The 16,323-nt window shown below is 60.4% G+C and carries 15 protein-coding genes; 14 read left to right on the forward strand and 1 reads right to left on the reverse strand.

From position 1 onward, the window contains the following. The first annotated feature begins 46 nt into the window (after positions 1-46). The 3 genes from PG896_RS08745 to oxyR all read left to right on the forward strand — a co-directional run bounded on the left by PG896_RS08745 (position 47) and on the right by oxyR (position 2,650). On the forward strand, positions 47-904 hold the full coding sequence (locus tag PG896_RS08745) for a Vmh family MBL fold metallo-hydrolase (RefSeq protein WP_270835614.1): 858 nt from the start codon (positions 47-49) through the stop codon (positions 902-904). A gap of 75 nt (positions 905-979) precedes the next feature. After that, entirely contained in the window at positions 980-1,624 is a 645-nt protein-coding gene (locus PG896_RS08750) for a DsbA family protein (protein WP_270835615.1), read from the forward strand. A 129-nt stretch (positions 1,625-1,753) separates the two neighbouring features. Next, positions 1,754-2,650 carry a DNA-binding transcriptional regulator OxyR gene (oxyR, locus tag PG896_RS08755; protein ID WP_010673817.1) on the forward strand — a complete coding sequence of 299 codons (897 nt, stop codon included), beginning with the start codon at positions 1,754-1,756 and terminating at the stop codon, positions 2,648-2,650. 69 nt (positions 2,651-2,719) lie between these two features. On the opposite strand, the gene PG896_RS08760 is transcribed toward oxyR, so the two are convergent. Then, a complete protein-coding gene (locus PG896_RS08760; RefSeq protein ID WP_270835616.1) occupies positions 2,720-5,209 on the reverse strand; it encodes a penicillin-binding protein 1A in 2,490 nt (829 codons plus the stop codon). A gap of 298 nt (positions 5,210-5,507) precedes the next feature. Here PG896_RS08760 and tapM point away from each other — a divergent pair, with 298 nt between their 5' ends. The 11 genes from tapM to PG896_RS08815 all read left to right on the forward strand — a co-directional run bounded on the left by tapM (position 5,508) and on the right by PG896_RS08815 (position 16,317). Then, positions 5,508-6,569 (forward strand): PilM family type IVa pilus assembly protein TapM, encoded by a 1,062-nt coding sequence (gene tapM, locus PG896_RS08765; RefSeq protein ID WP_041212565.1) that lies wholly within the window; start codon positions 5,508-5,510, stop codon positions 6,567-6,569. Beyond that, entirely contained in the window at positions 6,557-7,126 is a 570-nt protein-coding gene (tapN, locus tag PG896_RS08770; RefSeq protein ID WP_039039579.1) for a PilN family type IV pilus biogenesis protein TapN, read from the forward strand. Before tapM ends, tapN begins: the two co-directional genes overlap by 13 nt. After that, positions 7,123-7,719, forward strand: a complete 597-nt coding sequence (tapO, locus tag PG896_RS08775; RefSeq protein WP_041212566.1) for a PilO family type IV pilus biogenesis protein TapO — start codon at positions 7,123-7,125, stop codon at positions 7,717-7,719. The genes tapN and tapO overlap by 4 nt, the downstream gene beginning before the upstream one ends. 2 nt (positions 7,720-7,721) lie before the next feature. Then, entirely contained in the window at positions 7,722-8,249 is a 528-nt protein-coding gene (locus tag PG896_RS08780) for a pilus assembly protein PilP (RefSeq protein WP_039039609.1), read from the forward strand. Positions 8,250-8,275: 26 nt separating this feature from the next. After that, complete coding sequence (locus PG896_RS08785; protein ID WP_128344347.1) at positions 8,276-10,501, forward strand: type IV pilus secretin PilQ; 2,226 nt, start codon at positions 8,276-8,278, stop codon at positions 10,499-10,501. Between the two features lie 191 nt (positions 10,502-10,692). Then, positions 10,693-11,211 carry a shikimate kinase AroK gene (gene aroK, locus PG896_RS08790; protein ID WP_010673824.1) on the forward strand — a complete coding sequence of 173 codons (519 nt, stop codon included), beginning with the start codon at positions 10,693-10,695 and terminating at the stop codon, positions 11,209-11,211. Between the two features lie 17 nt (positions 11,212-11,228). Then, positions 11,229-12,311: a 3-dehydroquinate synthase gene (gene aroB, locus PG896_RS08795; RefSeq protein ID WP_270835617.1), complete on the forward strand. Its 1,083-nt coding sequence runs from the start codon at positions 11,229-11,231 to the stop codon at positions 12,309-12,311. Continuing rightward, positions 12,301-13,857 (forward strand): SPOR domain-containing protein, encoded by a 1,557-nt coding sequence (locus tag PG896_RS08800; protein ID WP_270835618.1) that lies wholly within the window; start codon positions 12,301-12,303, stop codon positions 13,855-13,857. The genes aroB and PG896_RS08800 overlap by 11 nt, the downstream gene beginning before the upstream one ends. A 70-nt stretch (positions 13,858-13,927) precedes the next feature. Next, positions 13,928-14,800, forward strand: a complete 873-nt coding sequence (locus PG896_RS08805; RefSeq protein ID WP_270835619.1) for a Dam family site-specific DNA-(adenine-N6)-methyltransferase — start codon at positions 13,928-13,930, stop codon at positions 14,798-14,800. A gap of 190 nt (positions 14,801-14,990) precedes the next feature. After that, positions 14,991-15,665 (forward strand): ribulose-phosphate 3-epimerase, encoded by a 675-nt coding sequence (gene rpe, locus PG896_RS08810; RefSeq protein ID WP_010673828.1) that lies wholly within the window; start codon positions 14,991-14,993, stop codon positions 15,663-15,665. Further along, positions 15,652-16,317 (forward strand): phosphoglycolate phosphatase, encoded by a 666-nt coding sequence (locus PG896_RS08815; protein ID WP_270835620.1) that lies wholly within the window; start codon positions 15,652-15,654, stop codon positions 16,315-16,317. Before rpe ends, PG896_RS08815 begins: the two co-directional genes overlap by 14 nt. Positions 16,318-16,323: the final 6 nt, after the last annotated feature.

A 16,323-nucleotide genomic window follows, 5' to 3' on the forward strand; every position in this document is an offset into this window, starting at 1 on the left:
ATAAACTGCGCTCATTCCATTAATCCACACCGATGAGCGTTATCTGATGAACAACACACTGCGTACCCTGACCCTGACCAGCCTCCTGATGACGGGTTCCGCCCTGGCGGCCCCCCTGACCGTGACCGTCTACAACTCCGGTGAGAAGGCGATCTTCCCCGTCTCCTCCTCACTGGTAACCGGTGACAAAGAGGCCATCCTGATCGATGCCCAGTTCGACGTGCAACATGGTCAGGCGCTGGTGGACATGATCAAGAAGAGCGGCAAGAAGCTGACCACTGTCTATATCAGTGCCGGTGACCCCGACTTCTACTTCGGTCTGGAACCCGTCATGGCGGCGTTCCCGGATGTCAAGGTGTTGGCCGACCAGCATGTGGTCGACCATATCAAGCAGACCAAGGATGCCAAGCTGAGCTACTGGGGCCCGATCCTGGGCAAGGATGCACCCAAGAGCCTGACCGTGCCGCAAGTGATGACGGCCAGCCACCTGACGCTGGATGGCGAGAAGATTGAAATCAAAGAGATGAACACCCCGAATGCCTACCTCTGGGCCCCTTCCATCAAGACGGCCTTTGGGGGGGTGCCGGTCTACAGCGGCGTGCACGTCTGGATGGCGGACAGCCAGTCCAAGGCCGCTCGCAGCAACTGGGTCAAAGCGCTGAACAACCTGCTGGCGCTGAAACCTGAACGTGTGGTGTCGGGTCACTTCCTGGGGACTGCGCCCAAGGGTACCGAAGCCGTGACCTTCACCCGTGACTACGTGCAGCGTTTTGAGCAAGCGCTGGCCAAGACCAAGCACTCCGGCCAGCTGATTGAAGCGCTGAAGAAGGCTTACCCCTCCCTGCCGGTCGACGATGGCCTGGCCATCGGTGCCAAGGTCAATACCGGCGAGATGAAGTGGTAACTCCCTGACGCCTACATCCCTGTGTTTTTTTACCGGGCCCGAGGGCCCGGTTTTTTATCCAGCATTGAAGCGAGAATGATGATGAACGAAGCGCAAACAACCCTCCATTATGTCTATGACCCCCTCTGTGGCTGGTGCTATGGCGCCGCCCCCCTGCTGAAAGCCGCTGCCGAGATCCCGGGCCTTCGCATCGAACTGCATGGGGGTGGCCTCTGGATGGGCGCCAGGCGCCAGGCCATGGGCCAGCCCCTGCGGGACTATGTGCGTCCCCATGACGAGCGCATCCACGCCCTCACCGGACAGCGCTTTGGTGAGCTCTACTTCAACGAGCTCCTGCTCAACGAGTCACTGCTCCTCGACTCCGAGCCGCCCATTCGCGCCGTTCTGGCGGTGAGCGAGCTTGGCGGCGACGGCCTTGCCTTGTTGCACCGCATCCAGGAGACCCACTACCGGGATGGGGAATGGGTCGGTTCCCCGACACGGCTGGCGGCGCTCGCGCGGGAGCAGGGGCTGACACCGGAGGCATTCGCCCTGGCCTTTGGACGGGTCGATCTTGTGGGCCATCTGGCCACAAGCCAGGCGTGGCTGCGCCGGCTCGGCGGGCAGGGGTTCCCGACCCTGGGATTGATGCAAGGGGAGCGCGTCGTTGCGCTGCCTGTCTCCTCCTATCTGGGAGAGCCATCGGCATTCGCGGATCACATCGCTTCCCTGATGGGGTGAGTCTCTCACCCATCGCCTGCGGCTTGTCAAAGGAGAGGGAGAGGGCAGACCCGTCTGCGCGCCTCCCTTGTCCCCCGCACCGTTCTTGTGCATGCTATCGGCCTCATTGAACGGCAGGATGCAGTACCTATGAACCTTCGCGATCTCGAATATCTGGTAGCGCTGGAAGAGGAGAAACACTTTCGCAAGGCGGCGGAGCGCTGCTTTGTCAGCCAGCCGACCCTGAGTGGACAGTTGCGCAAGCTGGAAGATGAACTGGGGGTGATCCTCATCGAGCGCACCTCCCGCAAGGTGCTGTTCACGCCCGCCGGCGATGCCATGGCCCGTCAGGCACGCAAGGTGCTCAAAGAGGCGCGAGAGCTCAAGAGCATAGGCCAGCATTTCGCCGAGCCCATGTCCGGCGAGATCCACATCGGTTTCATTCCCACCGTGGGCCCCTATCTGCTGCCCCACATCATCCAGGATCTGCGTGAACACTTCCCCAAGCTGGAGTTCTACCTCTACGAAGATCAGACCCAGGTGCTGCTCAAGCGGCTGGAGGAGGGGGAGCTGGATTGCCTCGTGCTGGCGGAGCTGGAAGGGATGGAGGGGTTTGGCGCCATCCCTCTCTATCAGGAGCCCATGTGGCTGGCCGTGCCCCAGCATCACCCGGAGGCGAGCGCCAAGGCGGTGCCCCTGCACAATCTCAAGGGCAAGAAATTGCTGATGCTGGCCGACGGTCACTGCCTGCGGGATCAGGCGATGGGTTTCTGTTTTGCCGCGGGCATCGGTGAGGATCAGCGCTTCAAGGGCACCAGTCTGGAGACCTTGCGCAACATGGTCGCCGCCGGCAGCGGCATGACGCTGGTGCCCAGGCTCGCCGTGCCCGCCAACCCGGAGGAGGGGGGCGTCAGCTATCGCCCGGTAATCAACCCCGTGCCGGGGCGCACCATCTCCCTGCTATATCGTCACTACTCGGTTCGCCGCCCCTGCTTCAATGAGCTGGCGGCCCGCATCTCGAGTCTGATGAAAGCCCTGCTGGGCTGACGCAGCCCGCTCGTCATCCCGAAACAAAAACCGGCGCCTGGGCGCCGGTTTTGTTGTTTCCAGGGGGACCTAGAAGATGTCGTCGGTGGAGACGGGACCGTCTGTGGTCGCATCGTCACCGCCATACACCTGGTTGCCATCGGAGATCTGGCTCGCGTAGCGGGTGGGCTCTGTGCCCTCTTTGAAGAACTCCTCCGTGGTACTGCCATCGGCGCGATTGGTCAGCAGACCGGTTTCACGATCGATGCGGACCTGCATGATCCCTTCGGGGACCAGCATCTTGCGTTCGGGCACCTGGTGCAGAGCCGTCTTCATGAAGTCAATCCAGATGGGCTGGGCGGCACCGCCGCCAAACTCGGCCCGGCCCAGACCGCGCTGGTGGTTGTCAAAACCGATCCATGAGGTGGCCACCAGATTCGGGGTATAGCCGGAGAACCAGGCATCCCGGGATTCGTTGGTGGTCCCCGTCTTGCCCGAGATGTCGTGACGCTTGAGGTCACGGGCTGCCCGCCAGCCGGTGCCACGCCAGCCATTGCCACCCCAGATGGCGGTGGTCAGGGTGTCGGTGATGAGGAAGGCGCTCTGGGCACTGATGGTCTGCGGTGCCATGTTGTTGGGCACGACAGGATCGATGGGGCACTGGGCCTTCCAGTCTGCCGTGGTATTGGCATAGGCATCCGCGCTGTCGAGACCGGCGGCGGCCAACACGCCGCAGTCGCGACAGGCGGCGGCCGGGTTGGCCTCGAACAGGGGGGTGCCGAAGCTGTCAGTCACTTCGGTGATGAAGTAGGGGGTGACCTGGAAGCCGCCATTGGCCAGCACCGAGTAGCCGCGCACCACTTCCAGCGGGGTAAACTCCGCCGCACCCAGCGCCAGGGATTCATTGGCGGAAATGTGATCACGGGCGAAGCCGAAGCGGGTCAGGCCGTCGATATAGGTATCCAGCCCGATGGCGCGCATCAGCCGGACCGACATCACGTTCTTGGACTTGGCAAGGCCGAGGCGCAAGGTGGTCGGCCCTTCATAGATGGCGGGCGAGTTCTTGGGCTGCCACATGGGGCCCTTGGCGGGATCCCACTGGTTGATCGGTGCATCGTTGATGAGGGACGCCAGGGTATAGCCCTGCTCCAGCGCGGTGGCATAGAGGAAAGGCTTGATGTTGGAGCCGACCTGACGACGGGCCTGATCGACCCGGTTGAACTTGGAGAGCTCGAAGCTGAAGCCGCCGACCAGGGCCTCGATGGCGCCGTCTTGCGGGTTCATGGCCACCAGGGCGGCGTTGACGTCGGGGATTTGGGAGAGCAGCAACTCTTCCCCTTTCTCCCTGACCCAGATCTGGGCGCCGACTTTGAGTACATCCCGCGCCGATTTCGGGGCAAAACCCTGGCGATCGTCGGTGATGAAGGCGCGCGCCCACTTGATGCCATTCCAGCCCAGTTCGGCCTGTTTGCCATTCTTGAGCACCAGGGTGGCGCTCTTGTCGCCGAGCTGGGTGACCACGGCGGCCATCAGGGGTTGATAGGTCGGCTGCTTGGCCAGATGGGCCATGATCTGCTCGTAGTCCCAGGCCGTTTCACCGGCTTTCCACAGCAAGGCGGTCGGGCCACGGTAGCCGTGGCGGGTGTCGTAGTCGAAGACACCGTCCAGCAGCGCCTGATGGGCGGCGCGCTGACGCTTGGCGGTGACGGTGGTGTAGACGTGCAGCCCCATGGTGTAGGCATCTTCACCAAACTGCTCCACCATCTTCTGGCGTACCATCTCGCTCAGATAAGGGGCGTTCAGCGTGGTTTCTGCACCGTGAAAACGGGCCTTGACCGGCATCTTGGAGGCTTCGTCATACTGGGCCTGGGTGATCTTGCCGGTTTCCAGCATGCGACCCAGCACCACGTTGCGGCGGGCGAAGGCGCGCTCCGGGGAGCGGATTGGGTTCAGCATGGAGGGGGCCTTGGGGAGACCCGCGATGATGGCGATCTCGTCCAGGGTCAGATCCTTGACCTCCTTGCCGAAGTAGACCTGGGCGGCCGCGCCGACCCCGAATGCCCGGTAGCCGAGGGGGATCTTGTTGAGATAGAGGGTGAGGATCTCGTCCTTGGAGAGGTTCTGCTCGATGCGCCAGGCGAGGAACACTTCCTTGATCTTGCGTACCAGGGTCTTCTCGTTGCTCAGGAAGAAGTTGCGAGCCACCTGCTGGGTAATGGTACTGGCGCCCTGGCGCGCCTGGCCGGAGACGGCCCAGACGGTGGCGGCACGGATGATGCCGATGGGGTCAATGCCCGGGTGCTCATAGAAGCGGGCATCTTCGGTGGCGAGTACGGCATCGATCATGGACTGGGGAATTTCGTCCAGCCGCAGGGGGATGCGACGAATTTCGCCAAACTGGGAGATCAATTCCCCGTCCCGGCTGTAGACCTTCATGGGGGTAGCCAGTTTGACATCGCGCAGGGCGCTGACGTCCGGCAACTGGGGCTTGATGTAGAAGTAGATGCCGATGAGGCTGGCAACGCCCAGCACAGCACCCAGCATCATGACAATAAACAGGCGAACGAGCCATTTCAGCATGGAAGAACTACCAATCGTCTTAAAATTAGCCAACGGGCGCAGAGTATAGCCTTTTTACCCTCGCGGATTCGAGGTTTTCCTGTCCGCAAACAGGCGACCCCGAGAAGAGGCGGGAGGGTAGCACTCCAGGGCACAATTACCAAGGGGGCCGCAATCAAGGCCGAAAGGAGAGGGGCGTCAACTTTTGACACAAACTTTATGACATTGATAGATAGAGCATTATATTGAGTTAAGCCGTCACATCATGACGCGCTGTCCTACAATAAGTCCGAAAACCCAATAACGCATGGATGTGTATATGTTTGGGCTATTAAGTAAGGGATCCCTCGTCTCCATGGCGGGCATTGATTTTGGCAGTCAAACCATCAAGGCCGTCACCATCAGCGGACGTCCCGGCAAGGTGCACCTCGGCTCGGTTGCCGAGATCCCCATGCCAAGAGGAACGCTGGTCGACTATCAACTTCAGGACATTGAACGGGTCAGTCAGTCTCTCAAGTCGCTCAAGCGGCTCGTGCAAGGGGATTGCCAGAACGTGGCCACGGCCGTGACCGGTTCCAACGTCATCACCAAGATCATTCAGGTCGATACCAACATCAACGAGAGCGAGCTGGAGAACCAGGTTCACCTGGAGGCTGAGCAGCTCATCCCCTTTCCCCTCGATGAAGTGAGCCTGGATTTTGAAATCCTCGGCATGGCGGGCGACAACGGGCGTCAGGAGGTCCTGCTCAGTGCCGCGCGGACCGAGAGCGTCAGTGGTCGGGTCAGTGCCCTGACGGAGGCAGGCATGACGACCATGGTGGTGGATGTGGGGGCCCATGCGCTCGGACGCGCCGTGCTGGCCTGCCTGCCCGACCTGCAAACCTCGGAGAAACCGGTTGGCATCGTCGACATCGGTGCCAGCGCCCTGACTTTCGCCGCCCTGCTACGGGGCCAGGTCATCTATTCCCGGTTGCAGAATTTTGGTGGTGATCAATACAGCCAGGCATTAGCCTCTTTTTACAGCATGAGTATGGAAGAGGCGGAACTGGCCAAGCTCCAGGGCTCCTTGCCTGCGGATCATGAGGTGGATGTCCTGTTGCCTCACCTCAGCACCCTGGTGTTGCAGATACGGCGCAACGTGCAGCTGTTTTGCAGCTCTTCGGGGAACAAGGAGCTCTCCAGGCTGGTGCTGACCGGAGGGGGTAGCCTGCTGCCGGGGCTGGCCGGACAAATCGGCAGCGAGCTCAACTGCGAGGTGCTGCATCCCGATCCCTTTGCACTCTTTGGCAAGCCGCAGGGAGAGGGGGGGCTGACTCATGGGGCCAAGTACATGACGGCGCTCGGGCTGGCACTGAGGAGCTTCACACCATGTCAAATATAAACCTTCTGCCCTGGCGGCAGGCTCGGGCGCAGCGTCAGAAGAAACAATTCGGCATCCTGTTCGGTCTGTTCCTGGCGGGGACGGCAGCCATCGCCTTTGCCGCAGACTGGCTGGTGCAGCAGCAGATCGGTTACCAGCAGCAGCGCAATCAGCGGTTGCAGCAGGAGATGGCAACCCTGGACACCCAGCTTGGGGAGATCAGGCTTCTCAAGGAACGGCGCAAGGAGTTGATTGACCGCATGCAACTCATCGAGCAGTTGCAGATGCGCCGCAACATCCCTGTGCGTCTGTTCAATCAGCTGCCGGTGCTGGTCCCCAACGGGGTGTATCTTGATAGCCTTGCTCTGCAAAACAACAAGATAGACGTGAAGGGAAAGACCGAAGCCTATGGCAGGGTTGCCAGCATGATGCGCCGAATCGACGGTTCCGGCTGGCTGACACAATCCCAGCTCAGCACCATTTTCACGGCCGAGGTGGCCCCCATCGCCCTGAGCCAGTTCTCCATGATGTTCCAGATTGCCACGGCGCTACCCAACGTGGCTAAGGGGCAAAAATGAACCTGCAACAACTCAACGACCTGGATCTCAATGACATTGCCCGCTGGCCGCCGATCGCCAAGGGCATCTTTGTCTTCTTCTGCTGTGCTCTGCTTGGCGGGGCACTCTATTACTACGTGATTGCCAATTCCCTGGCGGCTCTGGGTCGTGAAGCCGCAAAAGAGACCGAGCTCAAGGGACAATTCGAGAGCAAGGCCATGCTGGCCGCGAACCTGGAAGCATACAGAAAGCAGATGGTCCAGCTGGAACATCTGGTCGACACCCAGCTCAAACAGCTGCCCAACACCCACGAAGTCGCCGGTTTGCTGGATGACATCAGCTTCATTGCCACCGACAACGGTTTGACATTGAACAGGATCAACTGGGAGCCAGAGGTGAAACACGAGTTCTCCACCGAGCTGCCCATGCGCATCGAGGTCGTGGGCACCTATCACGAACTTGGCAAGTTCACGGCGGACATGGCTGCTTTGCCGCGCATCGTGATCCTGGATTCTTTCCAGCTCAGCCAGGGGAAGGGGGGGGAGCTGATCGGTATGTCCATGCAGGCCAAGACCTACAAGTACAACGGCAAAACCGTGGAGAAAAAGCCATGAGCATGAGAGCGGGCGTACTTCTCTTGTCGGCGCTGCTGTTGACGGCCTGTGGGGGACAGGAGGACATGGATGAATATGTCAAACAGACCAAGGCCAGAAAGCCGGTACCGATCGAACCTTTGCCGGAGATAAAGCCCTTCTCTCCCATGGTCTATCAACGCAGCGATCAGCGCAGTCCGTTCATTGCACCCCAGCCGGAAACCAGTTCCAGGCTGGACGCCAAGGCCAAGCCGGACTGTGCCCAGATAGTGGCCAATCGGGAAAAGGAGGTGCTGGAACGCTACTCGCTTGCCAGCCTGAGCATGAAAGGCTCCATCGGCAAGCAGGGGCAGTTGTGGGCATTGATCAAAACCCCGGACGGGCAAGCCGTGCGCGTCGGGCTCAACCAGCACATGGGGCTGGATCAGGGCAGGGTCATCAAGATAACGAACACGCATGTTGACTTGATGGAGACGGTACCGGATGGCAAAGGATGCTGGGTCACCCGAGAAACCCAGCTGGCCATGGCCAATCTCGACGCAAAACTATGATCAGGGATGATCAGGGATGAGCAGAGATGAGAACAACAATAAGAAGGATGACCGGTGTGGCGCTGCTGTGGCTGGGCGGATGCACTCAGGTGTGGGCAGTACCCGCGTTGCAGGAGGTCAAGGTGAATCCCCTGCTGGCCGATCAACTCCTGCTGGAGCTCAGCTTCAGCGAACCGGTCAGCGGTTTTACGGACAGGTTGACCTATGAACCCAATCAGCTTCTGCTGCACGTACCCGGGGCCATCGGTGCCCTGACGGTCAATCCCCTGCCCATCAAGCAGCAAGGGGTGAACAACCTCCTGGTGGAGGGGAAGGGGCAGGGGCTCGACATCAAGATCGCCCTCGATCAGCTCACCCCCTATCAGGTCCATCAGCAGGGCAATAAATTGCTGGTGGCGCTGGGAGACAAGGCAGGGCAGCCGGTCGCCTCCTCGGCGGCGCCTGTTGCAGCCGGTCAGTCTGCGCTCGTCAGAAGCCAGCCAGTGACCCAGTCTGCGCTGATTGACACCCAGCGGGTTGCCCAGAACCAGTCCCAGTATCAGGCTCAGCCTGCCGTGGCTGCCACGCCTACCGTGGCTCCTTCGCCCGTTGCCCCCGGCAAGCCGGTGTTGTCCGTGTCTCAGGCAAACATGGGTGGCGCCTACTTCAACTCGGTCAAGGGCGTGGATTTTCGTCGTGGAAAGGAAGGTCAGGGGGAGTTCCTCGTGACGCTGGACAACAGTTCGGCGGCGGTGGATGTCAGCAGCCGTGGTCAGAAAGTGCTGGCCAAGTTCCACGGTACCCGGGTGCCTGATGATCAGCTCAACCTCATCAATGTGCAGGACTTTGCTACCCCGGTCTCCCAGGTGGAGGTGTTCCGCCAGGGCAATGACACCCTGTTCGAGCTCTCGGTGAACGGCCAGTTTGACTACCGTTACGATCAGGCCGACAAGATGTTCATCATCGAGGTGAAAAAACGGGTGGCCACCACGGCGGCGAAGCAGTACCAAGGCAAGCCCATCTCATTGAACTTCCAGGATATTCCTGTTCGTACCGTGTTGCAGATCATCGCCGATTTCAACAATCTGAATCTGGTGACCACGGACTCGGTCTCCGGCAACATCACGCTGCGTCTCGATGGCGTGCCCTGGGAGCAGGCGCTGGACATCATCCTCAAGGTCAGAGGGCTGGACAAACGGCTGGACAACAACATCCTGCTGGTGGCACCGGCGGACGAGATTGCCGCTCGCGAGAAACAGCAGATGGAGAGCCGCAACCAGGTGGCGGATCTCGCTCCCCTCTACACCGAGTATCTGCAGATCAACTATGCCAAGGCATCGGAAGTGGCGGCCCTGCTCTCCTCCGAGAGCACCAAGCTGCTCTCCCCCAGAGGGGCGGTCAGCGTGGATGAACGTACCAATGTGCTTGTGGTCAAGGACACGGCGGATGTCATCAGCAACGTCAAGCGGATGCTGGATATCCTCGATATCCCGGTCAAGCAGGTGGTGATCGAGGCGCGCATGGTGACCATTGATGATGGTTTCGATGAGGCACTGGGGGTGCGCTGGGGTGTGACCAAGACAGACGGTCATGGCAACGGCACCTCGGGCACCATAGAGGGTAATGATGGCGCCGGAAACAATGATGGCAGTTCCACCATCACTCGCCCCAACGTAGAAGACAGACTCAACGTTAACCTGCCGGTGACCAACGCGGCCGGCACGCTGGCGTTCCAGGTCGCCCGTCTTGCCAATGGTACTCTGCTGGATCTTGAACTCTCGGCTCTGGAAAAGGAGAGCAAGGCCGAGATCATCGCCAGTCCGCGTGTCACCACGGCCAACCAGAAGCCGGCCCTGATCGAGCAGGGGACCGAGATCCCCTATGTGGAGTCCTCTTCCAGCGGGGCGACCTCGGTCACCTTTAAGAAGGCGGTACTGAGCCTCAAGGTCACGCCGCAGATCACCCCGGACAACAGGGTGATCCTGGACTTGACCGTGACTCAGGATACCAAGGGTGAAACCGTGCCGACCGGAACCGGGGATGCGGTGTCCATCAACGCCCAGTCCATCACCACCCAGGTGTTGGTCAACAACGGTGAAACTCTGGTGCTTGGCGGCATCTATCAACAGACCATCAAGAGTGATGTCAGTAAGGTGCCGCTGCTGGGGGATATCCCCGGGTTGGGCTATCTGTTCAAGAAAACCACCAGTGAAAACAAGAAGCGTGAACTGCTGATCTTCGTGACCCCGAGGATAGTGACCGACGCCCTCTGAAAACTTTACTTGTGAGAGTAAAACACATATAACCTTACGCCCCGATGAGGCTGGGGCGTAAGGGCTGCGGTTGCCAGTCCTGGTTTCTACTGAGATAATCCCCCTCCTGATCCATCGCAAGATAAGGTTCATAGGTACCCCGGTCGAGTGTTTACCGGGGCCATACAGTTTGTAATTACTAACGAAAAGACATGGCTGAGAAACGCAATATTTTCCTGATAGGTCCCATGGGTGCGGGCAAGAGCACCATAGGTAGACATCTGGCAGAACAACTGCACATGGAGTTTTTCGACTCAGATCATGAGATTGAGCGCCGCAGTGGTGCCGATATCGGCTGGGTGTTCGATGTTGAAGGCGAAGAAGGTTTCCGGATCCGCGAAGAGAAGGTGATCGGTGAGCTCGCCGAACAGCAGGGTATCGTGCTGGCAACGGGTGGCGGTGCCATCAAGAGCCGTGAAACCCGCAACAAACTCTCCGCACGCGGCATCGTGGTCTACCTCGAAACCACCATTGAAAAGCAATTGGCGCGAACCCAGAGAGACAAGCGTCGTCCCTTGCTGCAAACCGAAGAGCCGCCCCGTGAAGTGCTTGAGCGTCTTGCGCAAGAGCGCAACGCCCTGTACGAAGAGGTTGCCGATTTTGTCATCCAGACGGATGACCAGAGTGCCAAAGTTGTCGCTAATCAAATCGTCAAGTTGATTGGTATGTAATTCATTAGAGGACGTCCATGGAAAGGTTGAAGGTCGAACTGGGTGAACGCAGCTACCCGATAGAGATAGCTGCCGGTCTGCTGCAACGCCCCGAGGTACTGGCGCAGACGATCAAGGGCAAGCGGGTCATGATAGTGACCAATACCGTGGTCGCGCCCCTGTATCTTGAACAGATCATTCAGTTGCTGTCCGGTTTTCAGGTGGAACACCTGATCCTGCCCGATGGCGAGGCCTACAAAACCCTGGCGACCTTCGAGCGGATCATGTCTGCTCTGCTGGAAACCAGCCATGGTCGTGATACCACTCTGATCGCTCTGGGGGGCGGTGTGATAGGCGATGTTGTCGGCTTTGCTGCGGCAAGCTACCAACGAGGCATTCCGTTTATTCAGGTGCCTACCACGCTGCTCTCCCAGGTTGACTCTTCCGTCGGCGGCAAGACCGCCGTCAACCATCCTCTCGGCAAGAACATGGTGGGGGCCTTCTATCAGCCCAAGCATGTGATCATCGATACCGACTGCCTCAAGACCCTGCCTGCCCGGGAATTTGCCGCCGGCATGGCCGAGGTGATCAAATACGGCATCATCTGGGATGCCGCCTTCTTCTCCTGGCTCGAAACCAACATGACTCGCCTGCAGCGCCTCGACGGTGATGCACTCTCCTATGCCATTCGCCGCTGCTGCGAGATCAAGGCTGATGTGGTCGGTCAGGACGAGACCGAGCACGGCGTGCGCGCCTTGCTGAACCTGGGACATACCTTCGGCCATGCCATCGAGGCGGAGAAGGGTTATGGCAACTGGCTGCACGGTGAAGCCGTGGCGGCGGGAACCATGCTGGCGGCCGAGACGGCCCTGGCCCGTGGCGACATGACGGCGCAAGAGGTGGTACGAGTCCGCGATCTGCTGTTGGCCGCCGATTTGCCGGTCAAGGCACCGTACGATATGGATTTTGCCGCCTTCATTCGCCATATGCGCCGTGACAAGAAGGTGCTGGAAGGCAAACTGAGGCTGGTGCTGCCGATCGGGATCGGACAGGCCCAGGTCGTGGCCGATGTGACAGACGAGCAATTGATGGCGGTGATCGAGTCTGGTCGTGACCACTAATAAATTGCTCAAACTGCCTTCTCAGCGGCAGTTGGTTGACCGGCTGCTGCACCTGATCGAGTTCAACCACCCCTTTGTTTTTCTCTCCGGCAAGCCAGGCAGTGGCCGTGGCACACTGTGCGAGTCGCTGCTTGCCCAACTGCCCGATGCGGTGCGGGTGGCCAGCCTCATCGGCAGCCCGTCCATGAAGATGGCGGATGTGCGCCAGTTGCTGTTGCAGCAGGTGGTGGCACGTCCCCTGTTCAACGCGCAGGATGCCCTGGCGGACAGCTTCTTTCGCATGGTGGGTGACAAGCCTGCCAGACTGCTGCTCATCATCGAACGTGCCGATACCTTGCCTGCCGAGCTGGTGGGGGAGTTGTGGGCGCTCTGTCGTCACAACGATACCCTGGCATCTCCTCATAAACTGGCCATCCTGCTCTCGGGTGATGACGCCTGGTGTCGTAACCAGAAGGCGCTCCTCAAGGGACGGGCCATGCCAGCCCTCGAGCTGGAGGTCGCGCCACTGAGCGCTCCTGAGCAACGTATCTTCTTGTATGAGAAGGCCAAAGAGCTCAAGATCCCGACAGCCCTCTTGCCCAAGCCGAAAGTGGAAGAGATCCTGAATGGGGCGGGCGGACATCCGTCAGCCATCATGCAGTTACTGGAGGATACCATGACCGACAGAAGGCCCAAGAAACGTCAGGCCGAGTTGCCCGTCAAGAAGATAGCGATCGTGCTTGCCCTGGTGGCGGGCGGGTTGCTGGCCCTGAGCTATCTGCCCCTGTTCGACAGTGCAGGCCAGGACCCCGCCCAGGCTCCGTCCCAGGGGATGGCGTTGCCCGATCCCGTCTCAAGCGATCCTGTGAACGTCGGTGCGGCGAGCGGGGCTTTGGGTACTCAGGCGAACAGTGGCGCCGCTGCCATCCCGTCAGGGAATCAGGTTGCCCGCGATTGGCAGTCCGATGCCAAGCCCTTGCCCAAGAAGGTCGAAAGTGAGACGGTCACCACGGAGTCAACCAACTATGAGGGGCGCCGGGTCGTCATCTCCGACGAAGTGGTCGAGAAATTGATGAACCAGCCGAACGTCAGCGGCGCCTTGCCCACGGCCGTGGTGGATGAGCTGGTGGGGAGCGGTTCCCGTGCGGTCCCGACCGGAACGACGGCCCAGGTCAAGAATCCGGCCCCGAGCCGTGTCCCGGCCCGGACAGAGGCTCAACCGGCCAGTGGCGCGCAGACAGCGCCGGTCGCGGCCCCAGCGGCCAAGGTGGCGTTGACGCCGGTGGCGACTCTCAACAAGAAGCCGAAGAATCACTACAGCATCCAGTTGATGGGGGCGAGCAACACCAAGGCGGTAGACAGCTTTGTGGCCGAGCATGGCTTGGCGGGCAAGGTGTGGGTCTACAAGACCCGCTTCCGTGGCAGTCCCTGGTATGTAGTGGTGCAGGGAGACTACGCCAACAGTGCCCAGGCCAAGGCGGCCATTCGCAAGCTGTCGCCTGCCTTGCTCAAGGGACAACCCTGGCCCAAGTCATTCGCCCAGATACAAAAAGAATTGAAGCAATAGCCAGCCACCCGAAGAAGGGGGTAGAATCACCCCCCTTTTTTGGGCATAGCCTTGTCAACACCGGACTTCCATGAAAAAAACACGCGCGTTTTTAAAATGGGCCGGGGGAAAATACTCCCTGGTCGAAGAGATCGCCGAGCGTTTGCCGGCCGGGCGTGTGTTGCTGGAGCCCTTCGTCGGGGCGGGATCCGTGTTTCTCAACACGGATTACGACGCCTATGTGCTAAACGACATCAATCCGGATCTCATTGGCCTCTACAACCACCTCAAGCAGCAGCCGGACAGCTTCATCAGTGAGGCCCGCAAGCTGTTCGTGGCCGAGCACAACCACAAGACCGCCTATTATCGGCTGCGTACCCAGTTCAACCAGACCGCGGCCGGGTTTGAACGGGCTCAGTTGTTCCTGTTTTTGAATCGCCATGGTTTCAACGGCTTGTGCCGTTACAACAAGAAGGGGGGGTTCAACGTTCCCTTCGGTTCCTACAAGAAACCCTACTTCCCGGAGAAAGAGCTGTGGGCGTTTGCCGAGAAGGCGCAGAAGGCGACGTTCATCTGTGAAAGCTATGCCGACGCCATGGCCCGTGCAGAGGAAGACTGGGTGATCTACTGCGATCCGCCCTATGCCCCCCTCTCCACCACGGCGAGTTTCACCACCTATTCGGCAGGCGGTTTCACCCTGGACGATCAGGCGCTGCTGGCCAGGCTGGCTCGCCACATCGCCGCCCATAAAGGGGTGCCCGTGCTCATCAGCAACCATGACATCGAGTTGACCCGCGAGCTCTATCGCGGCGCCCGGCTCGACGAAATCCTGGTCAAGCGCACCATCAGCCGTAACGGCGGTGGTCGCAACAAGGTGGCCGAGCTGCTGGCGCTCTATCCGCCCGGCATCGAGCCCGAACAGGGCTATTATCCCGGTGAGGCGGAGCTGGTTGCCGTCGGCTGAGTGAACAACGGTCCCTGAGGGGGCCGTTGTCATTTCTGATGCTGCCGCTGGTATTCCGTGAGCCGCGCCTGGCATCGTTTGCCGGCCATGGTGCCGGAGCGGCGTGTTCTGTAGATGCGGGTCGTTTTCATCGCCCTTTTGCGATAAAATTGCGCCGTTTTTTCTGCCACGCTGCCAATGGATGACGCTGATGAAAGACTTTCTGATTGCCCCCTCTATCCTCTCCGCCGACTTTGCCCGTCTGGGTGAGGATGTGGCCAAGGTGCTGGCCGCCGGGGCCGACGTGGTCCATTTCGATGTGATGGACAACCATTATGTCCCCAACCTGACCATAGGCCCCATGGTCTGTCAGGCGCTGCGCGATTACGGCATCGAAGCGCTCATCGACGTGCACCTGATGGTCAAGCCGGTGGATCGCATCGTGCCTGATTTTGCCAAGGCCGGTGCCAGCCTGATCACCTTCCACCCGGAAGCCTCCGATCACGTGGATCGCACCCTGGGCCTCATCAAGGAGCAGGGTTGCCAGGCTGGTCTGGTGCTGAACCCCGCGACCCCGCTCACCTGCCTGGAGTACGTGATGGACAAGCTGGACGTGATCCTGCTGATGTCGGTCAACCCGGGCTTTGGCGGTCAAAGCTTCATCCCCGGCACCCTCGACAAGCTGCGCCAGGTGCGCCGCCTGATCGACGAGAGCGGCCGCGACATTCGCCTGGAAATCGATGGCGGGGTCAAGGTCGACAACATTCGCGAGATTGCCGAGGCGGGTGCCGACATGTTCGTGGCGGGCTCTGCCATCTTCGGCAAGCCGGATTACAAGGCGGTGATCGACCAGATGCGCGCGGAGCTTGCCCATGTCCGTCGCTGATCGCCCCTTTGACCTGGTGCTGTTCGATCTGGATGGCACGCTGATTGACAGCGCCCCGCAACTGGCGCTGGCGGTCAATCGTACCCTGGCGGAGCTGGGGTTGGCCGAGGCCGACGAGGCCGTGGTGCGTACCTGGGTCGGCAACGGCGCCGACAAGCTGATCCAGCGGGCTCTCGATTACCGCGACGCCCCGGAGCAGTTTGCCAAGGCCCGCCCCCTGTTCGACCGTCACTATCAGGCCTGTCTTCTGGAAGGCCTGGGGATGTATGAAGGGGTCGAGCAGAGCCTGCGTCGCCTGCAACGGCTCGGCTATCGCCAGGCCGTGGTGACCAACAAACCGAGTCACTTCGTGCAGCCCATTCTGGAGGCCCTCGGCATCAGCGACTGTTTCGCACTCTGGCTCGGGGGCAACTGCGTACCCGTCAAGAAGCCGAGCCCGGAGCCGCTGTTGCACGCCTGCCACGAGCTGGGTGTCAGCCCGTCCCGCACCTTGATGGTGGGGGATTCCGAAAATGACGTGCTGGCCGCCCAGGCCGCCGGCATGAAGGTGGTGGGGCTCACCTATGGCTACAACTATGGCCGCCCTATCGCAGACTCCCGCCCCGACTGGGTTTGCGAGCAGTTTGCCGAACTCGACGCCCTGCTGGTCTGATCCAGA

Source organism: Aeromonas sp. QDB30 (genome assembly GCF_027707645.1).
Lineage (GTDB): Bacteria > Pseudomonadota > Gammaproteobacteria > Enterobacterales > Aeromonadaceae > Aeromonas > Aeromonas caviae.